Raw genomic sequence first — 19,249 nt, 5'->3', positions numbered from 1 at the left:
TTGAAGTACCACATGTCTTGGGGAAGGGGAGCCTTTATGATTATCCGTAAAGATGTGAGCGTTACAATGCCAAGAATCTCATCGACCAAGCCACGCCTTATTGCATCTATACCCGTCAGCAGTCCGGCTGTACAATTTGCCATCAACCCCTTAACGAATCGGTTATATGTTATACAAGGAGACAACCACCTTGGTGTTCTAGATACCAAAACCAACAAAATCATTACCACAATTAAAATTGGTAAAATGCCTTCTTATATGGCTATCAATACGCGTACGAATCGTATTTATGTATCCAACTTTTATGATGGTACCGTTTCCGTTATCAGCGGCCTTACGAACCGTGTTATTTCTACAATCAAGGTTGGTGAACGCAGCGATCATATCGCGCTCAACACACATACGAATCTGGTTTACGTTTCAACGATCTCCTTACGTTCGCGGAACGCCCATCTCGTCGTTCTGAATGGAGCTACGAATAAAGTACACAGAAAAATTCCATTCAAAGGACGCCCTTCGCAAATACTGGTCAATGCTTTGACAAATCGAATCTACGTAACCAATACAACTACTGATACATTAGCCGTAATCCGAGGAGATACCAATAACATCATAGCTACACGGAAAGTCGGAAGAAACCCTGTCATCACACCCGTTCTTGATAGGAAAACTAACCAACTATATGTCGCTAATAATTTAAGTAGATACAGCTCGGTCGTGAACTTGCGTACCCTCAATGTACGAAAGATTCAGCTCGGAAGACGACAAAGAGAAATTACGTTGAACCCACTTACGTGTCGGATTTATATTTCCAGTGCACAAATTTCCGTGAAGGGGCGGCTTTTTGTTGTAAATAGCAGAACCAACAAGGTCATCGGTTCGTTAACCGTACCAGCCTTTACGGATGTGCTGATTAATCCGAGAACAAACCACTTATTCGTTTCAGAATCAACAGAAACAGGTGCAGTTCCACTAATCGTTTATCATGGCAGCAGACTAAAGCCACTTGCAAAGCTCAAAGTTAGCGCTGGGTCTGGATCTTTACTGCTTAATCCGCGCACGAATCGCATATATGTTGGCGGAGAAAAGACGATATCTGTCATTCAAGATTAGGATTCGAAGAGTCTGATTCTGACTCTCTAGCTCCCTCAGGCGCCGTTTTCTCTCGAGATAGTCGATTATTTCGACTATCTCACTCCCTCAGGCGCCTTTTCCACTCGAGATAGTCGATTATTTCGACTATCTCACTCTCTCAGGCACCGTTTCCACTCGAGATAGTTGATTATTTCGACTATCTCACTTCCTCAGGCGCCGTTTTCTCTCGAGATAGACTCTCTCTCTCCCTCAGGCGTGTTTTCTCTCGAGATAGTCGATTATTTCGACTATCTCACTTCCTCAGGCGCCGTTTTCTCTCGAGGTTCACAATTCAAACTTTGCTTAGCCCTTGACCAAAAACATATAATTTCTGGCGTGTAGTAAACACAAAAACAACACCTCGTCAGGAAATGACCCGAACGAGGTGTTTGTTCAATGATAAACAAAGCAGCATCCAATTGAGCCGGAAGACCTGCTCCCATTTGCGACAAATCCGGTAACCACTTCGCCGGAGCGCTTGTCCTACTTTATTATTCTGTGCGACTCCTTGTAGAAATCCATCTTCCATTAGAGACGGTGTGAGTGCAGTTCTTACACTTTTGCTCGCAGCTAATGAGGAATCTCCAAGAAAAGAGTGGTGAGCTGCCTTGGGTTAATTGTAGCTCTATACCTACCTGATGTCCCTCTCACCCACAAATGTGCCAGTCATCGCTGAATGAACCTCGATACGTACTTCCTCACGAACATCAAGTGCCACAATCATTCTCAGCCAAGCTGGCTGCCCCGTAACCACATTGTTCCATAAAAATTGTACACTTTCTGCAGATGTTTCACCTATCGCAACTGCCGTTCACCCCATGGGAATCCGCTTACCTCTGGCACCTTACTGCCTCCTGCTTTAACTTGAGTAAGCTCACTACCTCTGCACTTATTTAGATGAGCACATAGATCTCGTTCCCCTCAACCTCTACCTCATAACCTCGTAGCTGCACGCCGCCTTCAACCAAATGCTTGCCATCCGTTAGACCGAACTCCCAACCATGCCATGGGCAGCGCAGTATTTCCTTATCGCGACCATACTCATATTCATAAACTAAGGAGGGCAGCCGCGTCCCGCACACGACACCCTCACAGACAGGAGCAGCCGCATGAGGACACATATTACGCCATGCATAGTAACTCCCATTTACAAGGAATACACCAATTTCGATGCCTTTTACTTCTACAATCTTTCGTCCTTTTTCTGCAAGTTCTTGGACGCTGGCTGCTGCATATCTGGATTTCACTTTGCTCATTGTGAGGAATCCCCCTCACGAACAGAAGTAGTTACAGCTATCGATGCTGGAAAAGTCTCATGTCCATATAACTCCAAGGCATTATCAACCAGAATACGTTGTCTTAAGTCTTTGCGAATCGGTTGCAGCGCCATTTTGGGATTATCGAAATCCCAGTGCGGATAATCCGATGAGAACATAACCATATTATCCGCGCCTAGCATATCTAGTATTTGATTAATATGCTCTGGCTTGCTTGGCTCTTCAATGGGTTGCGTCGTTAATCGAATATGCTCTTTAATGTATTCGGATGGTAATCTTTTGAGCCAAGGCACTAAATCTCGAAGTCCTTTGAAATTCTTATCCATTCGCCACATGAGATGCGGAAGCCAAGCTAATCCACCTTCAATGGCAACAAATTTAAGTTTAGGAAACTTCTCGAATACCCCTTCACAAACTAAGCTATTCACATGGGACATGTAATTGATTGGTAAAATATTGTGCCATTCCAAATACGATGTGGGATAACCCGATGGCGTCGGAGCTCCTGCAATCCCTCTTCCCTCTGTACCTGGATGAACGGCGACAGGCAGTCCATTACGCTCAGCCGCTTCATAAATGGGATGATAGAAACGCTGACCGAACAGCATTCGAGAGCCGCTGCACATAATAACCTGAATCATGTCTGGGTGCTTGGCCATACGATCAATTTCCTTCGCAGACGCAATCGGATCCGCATGATTGATCAGGATGGAACCTTTATATACTGGACTCGCCTTCAACCATGTTTCGACTAGCCAGTCATTGTATGCACTTGCGAGAACATTGCCATAGTCTGGATTCGGATTCAAGGAAATCCCCAATATCCCAGAACCGGTCAATATCCCATAATCAATACTATATTTATTAAAATGATGCTTTAACATATGCTGCGGATCACTGCCAGGGATTCCACCGCCATCAGGCACAGCGTCTTTGCGCATCACACCTACTGGAGAATGCCAGCCACCACCATAGCCTGGTCCGGCAGAAAGCCAATAATCGTGCCAGACCTTAGGCAAATAAGGCAGCAGATCTCTCGAATGAGCTATCGCATTATGGACATCTGTGTCAATGATATTCGGTTTATTCATCTTCAACATCTCCTCAGGTATGAGCTTGTAATCGCTTATATATACAACTATAAGCATCAGACCCGCTGACGTACATGAAGATATGTTGCAGAAAACTGGATTTTTGTTATGTCATGTTTCAAGGCGAAATGTACGGGTCATACTTGATAGTATCTACGAAGTAAGGAGTGGGCCGTATATTCGTTAATATCCTAATCGGCTTTGTTGTTCCCTGGTTATTCGGAATAGCCTGGTTTAAAAAAGCTCCAACTATAGCCATTCTCATATTTCCCGTTTCTGCCATCATCTCATCACTTATTAATGCGATTGGCTATCACGTAGATTTTTGGGATTTCACACCAAAAATTGAAGATGATGAAACGATTTCTGCACTCCCTTTTGACATTGGACTCTATCCTTTGACAGGGTGTGTAGGCATTTACTTGATTGATTTTAAGAAGAAGCACCCTTTGGTTGTCCTGATTTCACTTGCGATCATCTTAACTTGCCTTGAATCAATTGCTTATGTAGTTGGTAAAGTTGAGTATAGACATGGTTGGACGATTGGATGGACTTTTGTCTCTTATCTTATTGCTGTTGCAGCTGTGTATGGATTCTATGCGCTTGCTAGAAAGCACGGGGTAAACTTTAGTAATACAAAGTAATGCTTGATTCAAATTCTTGCTTCTCAATGATCACAGGAATCCCTAGCTCCGCTGAATGATATGCTGTTTAAATAATTGAAAGCGGCTTGCACCCTCCTCACCAGAAACGCAAGGTTCTCGAGCAATTTAGTGATGTTTTTCATCACTATGGCATGCTAGGCATGGGATTTGTAAAAAAAGGAGCTAACGCAACATGCGCTTAGCTCCTTTTTCATTTTTTAGAATATCCGTTGCTTCCAACCCACCAGTTTAGCTAGCGCTTCGACGTAATAATAATCGCCGTAGATGAGCGAAACGTTCACATTCGAATTAGCAGGTTTATTTCCAGTTCCCTCGCGTAGAATAGCTTGGTGTTCGAGCTTATCCCACGTACCGTAGTTCACAGTAAGTGACAGCAGCATCTCTTCTGCTGCACGGAGATACATCGCACCTTCGTTTGGCGGCAGGAAGGCTGCAAGGTCAATCAACCCAGAAGCTGCGCAGGAAGCGGCCGACGTATCTCGCGGCTCGTTATCCAACGACGCATCCGCACGGAAATCCCAATGTGCCACGTGATCTTCAGGCAGGCACGCCAAGAAGTAATTCGCCACGCGTTGAGCTGCTTTTAAGTACTGTGTGTCTCCTGTGAATCGATACACATTGGCCAAACCATGCAATGCCCACGCTGCGCCTCTGCTCCAAGCCGATTGCGGGCCGGCACCCTGACCACCAAGCGATTCAATCAGCTCGCCTGTCTTCGGATCGAAACTCAAGATATGGTTCACGGAGCCATCTTCGCGGATGAACTTCTGAACAACGGTATCGGCATGTGCTCTTCCGATATGTTCAAAGCGTGGATCCCCTGTCGTCTCGGCTGCCCAGAATAAAATAGACAGATTCATCGTGGAATCGACGATCGACCAACCTATCTTATCTTGGTTCCACGCGCGAAGGAAGTTACCAGCGATGTTGAATCGGCCTGCCAAGAAATTGGCTGCTTGCAGACCACGACGCAAACCATCTTTATCACCTGTCAGCTTATGTTTAATAACCGCAGTCGGCAAGTATTGGAAGCCAACGTCATGATGGAAATTATTATCTATAATACTTTTTTGCTCAAACTTGCCGTCCCACTCCCAGGCTGCTTCCTTGTAGTGTTCTTTTCCCGTCATCTCATGCATAATCCAAAGAATGCCTGGCCAGAAGCCTGACGTCCACCAATCGACCCGCATATCATCATAAACGCCGTCTTCTTTGGCAACATGAGGCGATTTATCCCCAATTTGCTCGATCATCCGATCAACCTTCACTTGCAGTTCTTTCCATACTTCTGGCAAAATCTCCTCTAGCTTCTGTGCGTTTTCCCACTTTGCTACATTCATAAGTTCACCCATCTTTAAACGCCTCCTCGAAGTGGTTTTACTTCATAACTTCTATGACTGCTGTTACCGTAGACATACCTTCACAGGCAGCGCTGACAACGGACGTAAATTTCCGCTGAACATCTCTATTCCCTTGTGATAAAGATGCAAGTGATGATGCTGGTCCACCTGCACTTACGAAATCCGTCACCGTCATACCAGCTGGCAAGCCACCTGTAGGATCTACGTAAATTCCTGCACGACCACTTGCAAGCTGGACCTGTCTCGATCCACGAATCGTGCCGAGATTATCAAGCAGCTTCCCATCCCCAGCTAACCCAAAGCGAACAAACCTAGCTGCATCGGGACAAAAAACACCTTTCGCATCATACGCACCAACTTCAACGTAAACTCGTCCATCCTCTAACGTTTCAGTCGTTACTCGAATTTCTGCAGGTTCATCCCACGTGTCCGATTGATACGTGAATTGTAGCTCGTCGCTTACAACCTCACCATTGCAGATCGCTTCCGCACGCAGCTGATACTCACCCGCAGTCAACTCCGTTTCCCAGCGAAGACCCGCACATGGGAAATCTTGCGAATCGCGCTGCTTCACGCCTAAGCTCTCTCCATTCAGAAAAAGCTCAACTTGTTCGGCGTTCGAGTACACCTTGATCAACTTCCGCTCTCCTTCAGCTCCCCAGCGAATTGGCATCGTATGACCATAAATACGAACCATCGGCTTGTCTGACCAGTAGGATTGGAAGACGTAAAAGGCTTCTTTCGGCGTGAGATCACGCTCAACGATCCCCTTCATATTCAAATATGGAATCGGTGAATCCGGCCGGACCGGTGTCGCAAAATCTTTGAAAGACCACTGCGCTGCACCCGTCAGCCAATCCATCTTCTCCTGCGATTTCAAGTACCAATCGATCATCTCGCAGAAATACGTTTCCGACCAATCGCCATCACGCGATACGCGCGGTTCACCACCCGTCAATAAATAATCCCCATCACGCTCGTCGGTAACGCCATCATCAGTATTCTTCATAAATGCAAAACCCGTGAACGGTTTCTCCACATGCCGAGTTGGTAAATTGTCCGCTCCCCACTCCATATGGAAGAACGAATCCACATTCTCAAATGCTGTCTGACAACTGGATTCATAGTCGGTATACACACCACGATACCAGCCTGCCCAAATGGAAGGCGAATACACATCGATAATATCCTTACAAAATTCACATCGGCGAATCGCAGTTAAGCGGCTTGGATCCAGCTCATGCGACAGATCATGCAATTTTTTCATGAAAGTGCGGATTTCTTGCTGATCGAAATGATCGAAATCGCACTCCCAATCGTTCTCATTGCCCAATCCCCATAAAATAACGGATGGATGATTATAATGTTGAGCGATCATCGCTGTAAGCATATCGATGCATTGTTGACGATACTCGGGACCACCAAGTCCACCGCGGCACCAAGGAATTTCCTCCCAGACGAGAATGCCCAGCTCATCACATAAATCCAGCACGATGCGAGACTGCTGATAATGCCCTAGGCGGATGAAATTCGCGCCCATCTCCTTAATGAGCTGCATTTCTTCACGGATCATGTCTTCCGTCATCGCCGCCCCAACTGCTGCGTGATCCTCATGTCGATGCGTACCACGCAGCAAGAGACGTTCGCCGTTCAGCTTAAACGGACCTTGCTTCACAAATTCGAACGTTCGGAAGCCGAACCGTTCTTGACTTGTCGTTTCGCCATCTGAACAGACGAGGGCAACGGAGCAGTTGAATAAATATGGGTCTGCGACGGACCATAGATGTGGATTCTCAACCTCGAAGTCCGCAATCTCCTTCTCACCCTGCCAGGCTGGTAAGGAAATCTCCTTTTGACCGACTATGGTTCCATCTTGCTGCTTCAGCACAATTGTGAGCTTGATATTCTCCGCCAGCTGGTCCGGGTTGTACAACTTAGCTCGTACTTTTACTTTCCCGCTTCCAGCTATTGGTGCAGACAAATTATCCACAATCGTCTCCACATGCACCTGAGCCAAGGAAATCTGTGGCACATAGACAAGGTTCACATAGCGATACACACCGCCATACAGATTGAAATCACTCGCATCCGAAGGAATCGTCTCCAGTTCTCGGCTGTTATCACAAGCAATCGCGACCGGCACCCGTCCCGCATATCGTTCGATCTCCTTCGAACGCGCCATCGCTTCCGAAATATCCACCGTGAACTCGTCATATCCGCCAAGGTGGGAATCTACCTTTTCGGTATACACATACACATCCGTGCGTTGCCCTGCCCCTTCGAAATGCAGCAGCGTTCTCCCCTTCGGATAAGGGTTATGCACCTCCAATTTGTTCCGATACCAGCCTTGTCCTTGATAATATTTATGATCGGGATCCATCACATCCGACCCATTGTACGTGTGTGGAAGCGTGACCGTTTCCCACGGGACATTATAATGATTTTGCAGCTTATCTGAACGCCACACCTCCCAAACACCGCCTAAGGAACCGCGATAATGCTCCCATTGCTCTGTTAAACGTTGTTTCAACATGTTACTTGTCTCCTCCTAGTTGCACATTCACTTAACTCCATCCTATCAAAAAAAAGACCAAAAAAGTTTATGCCTCTTATGATAAAATGTTGTTAGAATACGATGAGGTGATCTCCTATGAAGCTGATGAATTACATGAACTTAAACGTGCACCCAGTGCAATTATCGTTTTTCAAAGATCGAACACACGCCTTCGAAGAAGTATTTCATGCTCATCAGGGAATGGAGCTGCTTGTCGTGCATGAAGGCACTGGGATCGTCGTAATAGAACAACAAATTGTCGAGCTGGCACCGGGCTCTATTTTTTGCTTTAGACCTTTTCAACTACATCGCATTCGGATTCACAATCTGCCAGAAGACAACTACATCCGCTCGCTTTTCGTTCTTGAGCCCGCTATCCTAGAGGCAGCGCTCTCTGCTTTTCCATCGCTACGTGAGTTCCTCATGAAGCTATGGAAGGATCCGCTTATGCCGCAGGCATTCCGGAGTGAAAGTCTTGCAGAGCTTGAGGTCTTTTTGCGCAGCTATGTGCCTAGACTGGATGCTGCCAAAGAAAGAGGACCCGAGCGACTGCTGGAAGAGCAGACACTCTTCCTCACGGCGTTCTTGCACCAGCTCCGTACAGATTCCGAGAAGCATTCAGATTCTGTGCCTCATCTTTCGGTTAAAAGCACATCAACAGCCGAGCGAATGCTCGCTTGGATTGAAGCGCATTACATGGAGCCCTTTAAGCTTGATGAGCTCGCCGCGTCTGTTCACCTAACGCCCAATCATGTATCTGCGACCTTTCATCAATCCATTGGCAGCACCATTACCGAATATTTAACCGCACGTCGGATCCGACAAGCCTGTTGGCTTCTGCGAACGACAGATATGTCCGTGCAAGATATTGGTGAGGCTGTTGGATTGGGGAACTTTTCCTACTTCTGCCAACTATTTAAGAAGCATGTAGGGTTCACGCCCTATAAATTCAAAGGAATGAGTGCTTACACCAATTTCATCGAATGACATAAAGGCATTTGTTCAAATGTAGTGACAAAATGCTGCTTTTCTTCTATAGTGGATATTACATATCGACGCGCGTGAAGCACACCGCCCCCTCCCTATTCAGGGAAGGCGCGGTGTTTTTTGTTCTTAGCTGAGGGGGGAATGTTCTTGGACATATACGAGTCATGGTTGGAAAAACAGAGGAAAAATCTTGGAGGTGAAGCTCTCCGTCGGTTGAATGAAGGACATGCTCACAATGAGAAGTTATTTGTACATAACCTATGGTTACCTGCCGTCGGCAACTTAGATTTTTTGCATGCAGAGTACGAAGTCACCAATTTTCGGGACGGTTTCTTCTATTTGGACTTCGCTTATATCAGACCACCTTACTTGATTAATTGGGAAGTCGATGATTTCAGTTCGCATGCCAAACTTGTGACCCGTCGAAGCTTTGAGTATGAGCGCGAAAGACAAAACCAATTGATACTAAACGGTTGGCAAATTTATCGTTTCCCTCTGGACGCCATCAAAGAGAAACCGCGACGTTGTCAGCAACTCATCCAGCAAGTGTTAGGAAAACTATACGGTGGTGGTGTGACTACCGATGTGAAACTTTCATTAAAGCAGCGGGAAATTCTCCGTTTCGCCACACAGATACAGAGACCTTTCATGCCTCAGGAGATTTGTGAGTTGCTTGCTATTAAAGGACAGCATGCTTGGAAATTGCTTCACGAATTAGTCCAATTCGAGCTGTTGCTTCCTACATCAGGCTCCAGTCGCATTCGCACCTACCGTTTAGGCGACATGGCCATACAGCGGCATATAAGGTTATAGTATAACGCTAATCGGCTCCATTAGACTCCCTAGTTAAAATTAACGTTACGCGATAACGCTATTACCTCCATAAGCTGACCTTTTCTCAGAGTTTAACACTTTAGCGTTACCTCATCACTTTATTTGCCCAGAGGATAGCAAAAAGCCCAAGATAAGATGATGCCATCATCTTATCTTGGGCTTGGGCGAGCCGCCACTATGCGTATGTGTGTTTATTCAGGCTCCACACGATCTGGGAGTTGGGATACATAGCTATCGGATAATTGCAAAAGCCTTAACGCATGATTAAATTCATCTTCGGTTGCTGATTGATGTTCATTGGCATTGCCGGCAAGCGTAAAATAATTGCCATCCTCGAAACCTTTTCCTGACATGTAAAGTTCTTCATTATTTACAAATGAGCCTGTTGGCAAGTAGTACCGTTGTGGCAATAAGTTATAGGCCGTTTGGTTAAGTAAATCTTGACCAAAGTGTATATAGTCTGTCAACGACACACCAAGAAGGTTGGCAACTGTAGGTAAAATATCAATTTGACCTCCGAGCTGACTTTGCACTTTCGGTGTGGTGACGCCTTCCGATGCAATAATAAGAGGAATATTAATGAGTTCTTTTTCGCTGTATTCATGACCTAGTATTTCCGTCATCAAGTGTTTGTCATCCGCTTTTAAAGAAAATAAGGGAAGTCCGCGGTGATCACCGTAGACAACAACGACACTGTTTTCCCAAATCCCTCGTTTTTTCAAATCCTCAATAAACAAACCAAGTGCATAGTCCGCATAATTCTCTGCACGAATGTAGTCACCAACGAAGGTGCCTTCGTACCGCTCAGGCAAGGTCATTTTATATTTTTCCTCGGGAATCGTGAACGGGTTATGTGAGCTCATCGATATCACGTGTGCGTAAAAAGGTGTGCCTTGATTTTGATACGATGCTAATTCCTCCGCTGTTTTCTTATACAATACTTCATCGGACGAGCCATAGAAGAAAGCATCCTCATCTTTGAAATACTGTTTGTCATAATAGCGATCATAGCCAATGGCTTGATATAAATCATCCCGATTCCAGAAGCCAACTTCATTCGTATGGAAATTCATCGTCGTGTAGCCTTGTTTCTGGAGAAGCTTCGGGAGGCTCGGTAAATCTTTCTTCCCATAGACTTGTGTAGCCGCGCCATCCGGTGGTACGTAATACGAAGTGTTCACAATAAACTCGGCGTCCGATGTATTTCCTTGACCAATTTGCTGATAAAATTTCGGGAAATAATAGCTGTATCCAGCCAACCGATTCAGGTTGGGGGTAATTTCAGTCCCATCAATGTTCAAACCGATGAGGAAGTTCTGGAAGGACTCCATTTGAATGATAATCAAATTCTTACCACGCGCTGCGCCATGTAACGTTGGTTCTACGACAGTAACTTTATTCTTCAAATCGTCAATAGCTGACTGTGTAATTTGATCCGGACTAATGATTTCTTCTTTCTTAGGAGAAAGCAGGTTATACATCTCATAATTTAATATGCCCATTTTAGATGCTTTCACATTTTCATTGAAGGAACTACGGTTAGGAATCACACTAAGTGCACAAAGTAATACGGAGAAGCAAGCAACACTAGCCACGATTTTCATGCTAAGAGGCTTCCATTCTCTCGTTTTCGGCTTGAAAAATGCAAAGAACGCAACAATCACGATGTCCAAGAAGAACAACAGATACTGGGGCTCAATCACAGAAAATATACTTTTCTTGACTGCACCGACTTGCTTGGCTTGGGTTAAAACGTGATACGTAGCAATAACTCCAAAATGCTTATAATAAATAACAAGGGCAAAAAACAAAATGGTCATAATCAGGTCAACCGCGAGATACCAAGCAAGTTTATGCTTTTTCACCACATATTCAACCACGCAATACGTAATTAAGATCGCGGGTATTTCTGTCAAAAGAATCCTGGCCGACGGACCTGTTTCAAATAAAATCATCCAAGCTACATAAATTTTAATCACGATAAACAATGGAAATAAAAATAATCTATGCCTGAGCCGTTCCAACATACAGATAGCTCCTTTCATTTACAAATCATAAAATAGAATGGAAGGAATGCCGAATCACATCTCCCCTGCTAATAATGCCTACCAACACGCCTCTTCTTAGAACGGGGAGTTTTTTTATTCGCTTTTTCCCCAAAATCGCTGCGATTTGTTCAATGTCTTCTTCTGCATCTACAGCAATCACCTTCTTCTGTGCTATTTTCATCACATTCAAAGGAAGCAAATTGCGCACGCGATCTTGAAACTCATCATTATCGCCTTTGATCACAGCTGTATAGAGATATGAACCAAATATATAATCATCATGCTTGCCGATATATCGCATAATATCCCCATCACTGATGTAGGCCACAACTTCATTCCGATCATTAACAACAGGAAGTCCGCTAATTCGGTGCGTGAGGAACTTCTCAATAACCGCGCGAACTGTATCCCCTTCTTTTACTTTATACACCTGACTTACCATAATTTCCTTAGCCTTCAAATTGTGTCCTCTCCCGTCTACAGTTGCCTTCTATTCAAACAAGAAGTATGATGACACTATATACTTGCATTATACAACTATGTCGGATGAAGTCAATCCTTAAGAGACTGTCGATCACCCTACTTTGGAAGATATTCAAATAATCCGGTGTATGTTACGATACAACCATAAATGTTTGCAAACACCTAACAAAGAGGTCTATTATGATGACAAAAAATCCCATTGAAACCATTGAAGTTGAATTAGGCATATTCATTCGCCGCTTTATCGCTGCAACTACAAATAAAAAAGTCGGCAATTTGGATCGTGCTGCTTATCTATTGCTCCATCAAATTTCGACACATGGATCTGCTGGCGTGAAAGCTTTAGCAGAGGAATTCCAACTCGACATGTCGACAATCAGTAGACAAACAGCAGCTTTGGAACAAAAAGGGTATCTCTATCGCATCCCGGACCCGCAAGATGGCCGCGCCTACTCCATGCAACTCACGGATACCGGCACAGCGGAATTAGCTCTGAACAAGCAAGCACGCTTGGAGTATTTAACAAAGCATCTTCAAGATTGGACTGAAGAAGATCAACAAAGGTTCGGTGAGCTGCTAAATAAGTTCAATTGTACGTTTTAATACTCTCAGAGATACTATCCTCTTACGAGAATCCCATCACTTGGTTTCCATCTTTTTTCTAACGATAAAAAACTTCCAGTTAATTGAACTGGAAGTTTTTTCATTTAATTATCTCGTAACTAAAACATCATCGAAATAGGCCTTCGTATTCGCATACGTGCGAGCCCCGATTTTCCCGCTCGTAAAGGTTGTATCCACGGCACTAAATTGGAGTGCACCATCTTTGTACACCGAGATATTGCTGCCATTTAAGACAATTTTATACGTGTAGAACGTATCGGCAGCTATACTTGGGCTTGTGTAGCCTAATGTCGTTTTGACTCCAGCAACTGATTTCACCAGTTCCATTTTCCGACTACTGGCATGATCATTATTTTTCAAGTAGAGCATGTAGTAGTTATTGGCATCGGTATAGCGAACTAATAATCCCGCGTCTTTGTTCCCACTCGTGTTGTTCGTTACGTTGACTTTCGCTTCCAGTGTGTAGTCGGTCCAAGTAGACTCACCAGCAATGGAGTAGCTGTTTGAACCTCCTGCTTGCCCGCTGTATTGCGAGGATTGCACTGACCAGGTTCCGCTCGTAGGTGTCCAACCTGTCGCAAGACCATTATTGAAATCACTGAGAAGCAACTGTTGCGTTACACTTGGACCCGACTGTACGGCGCTGCTTAACGCATTCGAGGTCGTATCTGTCGTGTGGAAATAATAGGAATGGTTGCCTACAGGCAATTTGGTTGTATATTTATAAGCTTTGCCATCGCTGTAGGTGACATCTGCTGGATCAACAGCTTCCATTTGGTGAACAATGCCATCTAGAATAAGTTCCATGGAGAATGGTTTCTCATTTTGCGCATCGGTGTACGTTGTATTGAACGTGAAGTCTGTTGCTGCATCACCAGTTGCATGATCTACGCTGATTGCACTCAGTGTCGGAGCCGTTCCACTCGCTACGTTCGTTGCTTTGATCTCATCCATAAACATTTCTCCATAACCAACACTCGTTTGGTTCAACCAGATGGATAATGTCGCTTTCTTTTTGTTCACGGCAGGCGTTAAAGTATCTAGATTATAGACTAAGTCCGTCCATGTGGTCGGAACTGCAATATAGCCGCCAGTCAGGTTATAAGTTCGCGAGCCATCATTTAATTCGATTTTCATCTTCAAATTGGCATAGCTCGGATTCTTAACCTTGAAATTTAAATAACGATACCCAGACAAATCAACGATGTCGTGCCAAGGCTGGAATTTCGCATAGGAATTAACGGCCGTCGGTGTTTGTGAGAATTTACCAACTGTTAACCCATCCAACGTTGTCTTCACGAATGCCGCTGTTCCGCCATTTTGCGTATACCAGTTCACCCATTCGCCATTACCACCCACAAACCCCCAGATGCCGCCGCCACCAAAATCATCATAGATCAGTGGTGTAGAAGGATCTGGCAAAGGTGCTGCCACCGTGTAATGCGTCGAGCTATAGCTTTGTCTGCCTGTTGCATCTGTCCCACGAATGTCCACGCGTTTATTCGCGTAGGCGACAGACGCACTTTCATCAACCGTAGCTGCATACACACTGCCAGAAACGGACATCGGCAGGAATGTACCTGAAGTACCTGTTGACGAATATTCAAGATTACTCAATCCTGTAGTAGGACCGCTAAATACGGTTACATTGCCTCGTACATAATCGCCGATTGTTGGTGATGTAATAGGAAGCGTCGCTGGTGTTGAACCGCCTGCAGAGCTTGCGGATGCATTCGCGCTTAATCCCATTATCGTGTACAAGAGGCCAGCTTGAATACTGATACTGAATTCGTTATAGCGCCATTGGTTCGTATCATCTTGATACAGTGAACGATCTTCATACCATGGGCTGACGCTTGTTTTATCCTTCGTATCCTTCATATTCGGTCCACTGACCATTGCACCTGGGAACACTACACCAGAACCTTGTTTGGAATTGGCGCCTTCATCGAATCGTGTATGTGGGTAGGTGACATAATCCGAACCGATCCCAGATACCCAGCTCATATTCCAAGGATTTTCCCCGAAAATCCAGTACATCCCTTTCTCGACCGCGCGCAGCGCAGCAGGATCTTGGAATAACTCGTAATAACGCATCATGTCGCCAAGATAAGACGCATGCGGTTCGTTCACACCGAAGTTCTTAAATTGGTTCAGCACGCTGTACGGCGTGTCATCCGTTGAAGATAGGAAATAATCAACTTGCTGTTTCAATAACGCCTGAATATGCGTTTTCGTCGTGGCATCAGCGACAGGATAGAACTCCACTAAAGACATCGGTCTCATATCCCAATAGTTCGTAGAAGCCAAATCGGTAAAGACAAGTGTGTTGATATTATCCGTTGCAGCATTTTTGTAGGCTACGTTGTTTGTCAACAGATACAGCTCTACATCCGCTAGAAGCTTGGAATTCGGAATACCGCCACGAGTGGAGTAGGAACCAACTGGCCCGTTCGGATTCGCAACGACATAATTGTAAAAAGTAACCGCAGCCGCTTCACAATTGTTTGCGAAGGTTGTGAGCGCTGTGACCTTCGCTGTAGCGATGTCACCTTTGGCGATTGCTGTGCGGATAGCCCTTGCTGTAGCCGCAAGTGTTCCCGCTGCTTTGGCGGAACCTCCAACACCTAAGCCGGAGAGTTTGCGATCGTCGGCTGTGCCGTTTATGTTATCCGTCGTTTTACTCGGATGAACGAAGCTTGCGTTGTTCTTAAGATCATACATTTCTCCTCCGAGTTGATTCGCGAATTTGACCAAATACTCACTGCCAAATACCGCTTCATCAACAAGATCAGGAATACCATTGCTGTCATTATCGAACTTCGAGCTGGCTGCGTCGGCATGCCGTATGTAGGCTAAAGCAATTTCGCTGCCTACCCATTGGTTGCCGCCATATTTGCCGTAATCACCCGCATCATACCAACTACCTGTCAAATCGTAGTGAGTTAAACCATCAGCCGATTGCGCATCATCCAAATGACCCGCTGCATGATATATATTAGCAGATGGTGCTACCGTGCTATAGCCAGCAGGATAGGCATCGGAAGTTGCCACGCTCGCGCGTAAGATGCGATAGAAGGCAGTCATTTCATCCTTGTAATTCGACCAAATGTTCGGTTGAATAGCGAAAGGGAAGGAGGAAATGCTATTGCTGACAACGGTATAATTCGTACCGCTAGCTGTGATGGATGAGAAATCAATCGAATATACGTGTTTATTCCAAAAGAAACCATCGTACGTCATATTGCCAGTAGCAACAACCGTTGCACCATTCTTCACGACATATGACGTATCCGTTAGAGCAAGCTGCGCTGTCACTTTAGCGTTTTTGAAAGCACCCGCATTATATCCGGCTTGGCTGACCGTGACGTCGATGACTTGAGTGGTACTCGTAACGACAGCATTCTGGACCGTCGTTGATACTTGATTCGACGTCAAATCCGTCGTTCGGAAATAATACGTATGGGAGCCCACGGGCAGCTTCGTGATGTAGTAATAATTTTTGCCATTGGAATAGGTGGTATCTGCATTATCCTCTTCCCTCATATCGTAAAGGGTATCGTCGACAACAAGCTGCATAGCGAAAGGCTTCTCATTATCTGCATCCGTATATGACGCTTTGAAAGTAAAGGATGTGTTCTGATTATAGCCACTCGCCGAGTTAGCCGTCATGCTGCCTGTTAATGTTGGTGCAGTGCCACTGTTGTCCGTAGATGCGAAAATATCATCAATCAGTGTCTCACCATATGTTCCTCCGGATTGACGGAGCCAAATTTCAAGCCTAGCTGTTTTTTTGTTCAGCGCTGGTGTCAAGGCGTTCAAATCAAATTGACTCGTCGTCCATGTTGTCGGAATGGCAACCCATCCATTGGTCAAATTGTAGTTGGTTGTTCCGTCTCCAACTACAACTCGAATGAGCGAATTCGCATACCCAGGATTTTTCATGGTAACGTTCAAATAGCGATAGCCCGTCAAATCGACTGTCTCATTCATGGGCTGGAATTTCGCCCAGGACGAGCTCGACGTTGGCGTTTGGGTGAATAACCCGACTTGACGCGAGTCGACAGTTGTCTTTGAATATGTGCCCGTTCCACCTGCTTGGTTGAACCAATTCATCCAGTTCTGTTTGTAGAGACCACCCCCATTAAAGTCGTCATAAAGCAGCGGATTGTTTGGTCCTGGCAGCGGTGTTACAGCTGCTGTGGTTGTACTTGGTGAAATCAACAGGGTGTTTAACGCGAGGATCAAGCCTAAACATATGCACCAAAATCTCCTTGACCTTCCTTTCATACGAGTGGTGCTTGACATTAACCATTCCTCCTGTGCTTAAATATTTTAGAAATCGCTTACATTTCAATTATACAAAATCTTCGATATTCGAACGATGATGTAATCTCTACATCTTGTGATCAATTCTGGGAGTTGGGCAGAAGCGGCTTTTTCTATTTCGACTACTTCAACTGATTCTACTACTTCTGCTACTTCTGCAACTTCTGTGGTTCATGCCCCCCTTTGGGGGCGCAAAACAGATTAACTGGAAATAGTACAGGCTAATATTGAGCTATTTCCTCGAAAATTCGATTTAGATGTAAAATATGTAGCTAATCCTCCCCCGTAAGCACATTTCGATGATATTTACAGATTTTAACTGTAGAATTTCCATCTAGTCTGCAAATGAACGGAAAAACCGAAGAATTAACTGCAGGAAACCCATATATTCGTACCTAGCAATGATGACATGCCACTAATTGTCACACACCATCAAACAGAAAAGTAAAGAAAAGAAAAAAAGAACCTCGCAAACGCGAGGCCCTCTTCTTTTCTTCTGCTACCCTACATCTTTCTCCGGAAGACTAGCCGTATCGTTCTTTTCTCTCCAGTCAGATTGAAGCGCAGAAAAGCTAATTCATCTTTAATCACTTTCAATTCCACATCGCTTGAGCAACTTTCGATTTCATAGTCACTTAGCTCATCATCCCAATACGTTAGACCGAACGGCATCGGCTTCCAGTTCCCGATCTCGTAAACGAGCTCGATACGTTCACTCGTCTTCTCGTACGTCGTTATGAATAACGGTGGAATCTTCTCCTCGAATTCGTCTTGCATATCCCATTGACCGACATAATTGCGGACAAGCCGCGGTTTACATTCCCCATTGACGAAAACCATCTGACACTGACTATCATAGTAGAAGAACGTATCTGGCCAAGGTCCTGCGGCCACACCGCCTAATGTCATCGTGTAGTCGTTCACTTCAGGACGAATCGGTTTATCCTTTGTCAACATATAGGACGGTGCAGTGATTTGATTTTGCTCATGATACGTAGCCATCGCCTTCGGCAAGGTTGTCAGTGTGACGCCACACTGCGCCACGTAGGCAAAGAATCGGTCGAGCATCCCTTCACATGCCTCAACATGGGAAGCCGGAAACACTTGAAAGCGTTCACTGAACTCCATTTCATGTGCCTCCTGCTGTTGCAGAAAGAACACCTGCTCATTGTGATCCGTATTGGCCAAATATTCGTCAAACAGCATTTTCCAATACGTAATCTCTTCCCCCGTACACAAACCTGCACGCAGCACATCATTAGGGTCGGTCGAGTAAATAACAGGACTTCCTGTATGGTAGGACAAATGCAGATCCCGTGCTGTCCATTCACATGCGACAACTTTCCCTTTGCCTGCATGTGGAATCTTATAGCGATGACTATCCACATACCAGGATCCCCATGGGATCCCTTTATGTGTTATACCATCCCACCACACTTGCTCCCAGCAATAGCCCCACATGCCCTGAAAGTCCAACTCCTCGAGCACTTCAATCACTTCATTGTAAATCTTTCCTCTGCCTGCAATCTTCGTTGTTGCCCAAGGAAAGGCTTCCTTCACAAAATTCCAATCGGCTTCCAGACGCGCTTTCAATGCATCCTTCGACATCCCCATATCTTCCATAAAGAAAGGGCATTGCAGAATGATATCGTCGCCATAATCCTCATGCCACTGCCGAATTTGCTCACCCAATACGGGTATTGAGCCTCGGTTGACGATCCATGTCACGGGTATCCCATGGGCATGGGCTAATCTTGCTGTTCGCTCCACACCTTCGACAGCAGTTCCATGTCCCCAAGGTGTATCATAGTGGGAGGCATAGCTAACGAAAGTGTATATGAGGTTCTGGGGTTTCAACGGTA

13 protein-coding genes are annotated in these 19,249 nt (G+C 45.2%); 5 read left to right on the top strand and 8 right to left on the bottom strand.

Annotation, left to right across the window (positions count from 1 at the left end):
- Window positions 1-36 precede the first annotated feature (36 nt).
- On the top strand, window positions 37-1,113 hold the full coding sequence (locus ASL11_RS09810; protein WP_056612997.1) for a YncE family protein: 1,077 nt from the start codon (window positions 37-39) through the stop codon (window positions 1,111-1,113).
- Between the two features lie 914 nt (window positions 1,114-2,027).
- Here the strand turns inward: ASL11_RS09810 and ASL11_RS09805 are convergent.
- The gene (locus ASL11_RS09805) at window positions 2,028-2,390 is read right to left on the bottom strand and encodes a Rieske (2Fe-2S) protein (protein WP_056612995.1); all 363 of its coding nucleotides are present in this window, start codon (window positions 2,388-2,390) and stop codon (window positions 2,028-2,030) included.
- On the bottom strand, window positions 2,387-3,502 hold the full coding sequence (locus ASL11_RS09800; RefSeq protein WP_157256872.1) for an amidohydrolase family protein: 1,116 nt from the start codon (window positions 3,500-3,502) through the stop codon (window positions 2,387-2,389). Before ASL11_RS09800 ends, ASL11_RS09805 begins: the two co-directional genes overlap by 4 nt.
- A gap of 167 nt (window positions 3,503-3,669) precedes the next feature.
- On the opposite strand from ASL11_RS09800, the gene ASL11_RS09795 reads away from it, so the two are divergent.
- Window positions 3,670-4,146: a CBO0543 family protein gene (locus ASL11_RS09795; protein ID WP_056612991.1), complete on the top strand. Its 477-nt coding sequence runs from the start codon at window positions 3,670-3,672 to the stop codon at window positions 4,144-4,146.
- Between the two features lie 218 nt (window positions 4,147-4,364).
- Here the strand turns inward: ASL11_RS09795 and ASL11_RS09790 are convergent, their stop codons facing one another.
- Window positions 4,365-5,519, bottom strand: coding sequence for a glycoside hydrolase family 88 protein (locus ASL11_RS09790; protein ID WP_056612989.1), 1,155 nt, complete (start codon window positions 5,517-5,519; stop codon window positions 4,365-4,367).
- A gap of 25 nt (window positions 5,520-5,544) precedes the next feature.
- Window positions 5,545-8,061: a glycoside hydrolase family 2 TIM barrel-domain containing protein gene (locus ASL11_RS09785; protein ID WP_056612987.1), complete on the bottom strand. Its 2,517-nt coding sequence runs from the start codon at window positions 8,059-8,061 to the stop codon at window positions 5,545-5,547.
- Window positions 8,062-8,178: 117 nt separating this feature from the next.
- Between ASL11_RS09785 and ASL11_RS09780 the strand changes: the two genes are divergently transcribed.
- Window positions 8,179-9,069 (top strand): AraC family transcriptional regulator, encoded by an 891-nt coding sequence (locus tag ASL11_RS09780; protein ID WP_056612985.1) that lies wholly within the window; start codon window positions 8,179-8,181, stop codon window positions 9,067-9,069.
- 147 nt (window positions 9,070-9,216) lie between these two features.
- Complete coding sequence (locus ASL11_RS09775) at window positions 9,217-9,882, top strand: DNA-binding response regulator (protein WP_235550434.1); 666 nt, start codon at window positions 9,217-9,219, stop codon at window positions 9,880-9,882.
- A 212-nt stretch (window positions 9,883-10,094) separates the two neighbouring features.
- Here the strand turns inward: ASL11_RS09775 and ASL11_RS09770 are convergent, their stop codons facing one another.
- Complete coding sequence (locus tag ASL11_RS09770; RefSeq protein ID WP_056612981.1) at window positions 10,095-11,930, bottom strand: LTA synthase family protein; 1,836 nt, start codon at window positions 11,928-11,930, stop codon at window positions 10,095-10,097.
- A 25-nt stretch (window positions 11,931-11,955) separates the two neighbouring features.
- The gene (locus ASL11_RS09765; protein WP_056612979.1) at window positions 11,956-12,411 is read right to left on the bottom strand and encodes a CBS domain-containing protein; all 456 of its coding nucleotides are present in this window, start codon (window positions 12,409-12,411) and stop codon (window positions 11,956-11,958) included.
- Window positions 12,412-12,614: 203 nt separating this feature from the next.
- Here ASL11_RS09765 and ASL11_RS09760 point away from each other — a divergent pair, with 203 nt between their 5' ends.
- Window positions 12,615-13,037, top strand: coding sequence for a MarR family winged helix-turn-helix transcriptional regulator (locus ASL11_RS09760; RefSeq protein WP_327205095.1), 423 nt, complete (start codon window positions 12,615-12,617; stop codon window positions 13,035-13,037).
- Between the two features lie 108 nt (window positions 13,038-13,145).
- Here the strand turns inward: ASL11_RS09760 and ASL11_RS09755 are convergent, their stop codons facing one another.
- Together ASL11_RS09755 and ASL11_RS09750 are read right to left on the bottom strand one after the other, a co-directional pair.
- The gene (locus tag ASL11_RS09755) at window positions 13,146-17,366 is read right to left on the bottom strand and encodes a glycoside hydrolase family 9 protein (protein WP_056612975.1); all 4,221 of its coding nucleotides are present in this window, start codon (window positions 17,364-17,366) and stop codon (window positions 13,146-13,148) included.
- A gap of 525 nt (window positions 17,367-17,891) precedes the next feature.
- On the bottom strand, window positions 17,892-19,244 hold the full coding sequence (locus ASL11_RS09750; protein WP_056612973.1) for a hypothetical protein: 1,353 nt from the start codon (window positions 19,242-19,244) through the stop codon (window positions 17,892-17,894).
- Window positions 19,245-19,249: the final 5 nt, after the last annotated feature.

It is taken from the genome of Paenibacillus sp. Soil750, from assembly GCF_001428045.1.
GTDB classification, from domain to species: domain Bacteria; phylum Bacillota; class Bacilli; order Paenibacillales; family NBRC-103111; genus Paenibacillus_E; species Paenibacillus_E allorhizoplanae.
This window is presented reverse-complemented; position numbering and strand designations above follow the sequence as displayed.

Coding starts and splice junctions, on each gene's coding strand:
- ASL11_RS09810 (WP_056612997.1), top strand. CDS start 37: ATGATTATCCGTAAAGATGTGAGCGTTACAATGCCAAGAATCTCATCG.
- ASL11_RS09805 (WP_056612995.1), bottom strand. CDS start 2,390: ATGAGCAAAGTGAAATCCAGATATGCAGCAGCCAGCGTCCAAGAACTT.
- ASL11_RS09760 (WP_327205095.1), top strand. CDS start 12,615: ATGATGACAAAAAATCCCATTGAAACCATTGAAGTTGAATTAGGCATA.
- ASL11_RS09790 (WP_056612989.1), bottom strand. CDS start 5,519: ATGGGTGAACTTATGAATGTAGCAAAGTGGGAAAACGCACAGAAGCTA.
- ASL11_RS09770 (WP_056612981.1), bottom strand. CDS start 11,930: ATGTTGGAACGGCTCAGGCATAGATTATTTTTATTTCCATTGTTTATC.
- ASL11_RS09800 (WP_157256872.1), bottom strand. CDS start 3,502: ATGAATAAACCGAATATCATTGACACAGATGTCCATAATGCGATAGCT.
- ASL11_RS09785 (WP_056612987.1), bottom strand. CDS start 8,061: ATGTTGAAACAACGTTTAACAGAGCAATGGGAGCATTATCGCGGTTCC.
- ASL11_RS09755 (WP_056612975.1), bottom strand. CDS start 17,366: ATGTCAAGCACCACTCGTATGAAAGGAAGGTCAAGGAGATTTTGGTGC.
- ASL11_RS09780 (WP_056612985.1), top strand. CDS start 8,179: ATGAAGCTGATGAATTACATGAACTTAAACGTGCACCCAGTGCAATTA.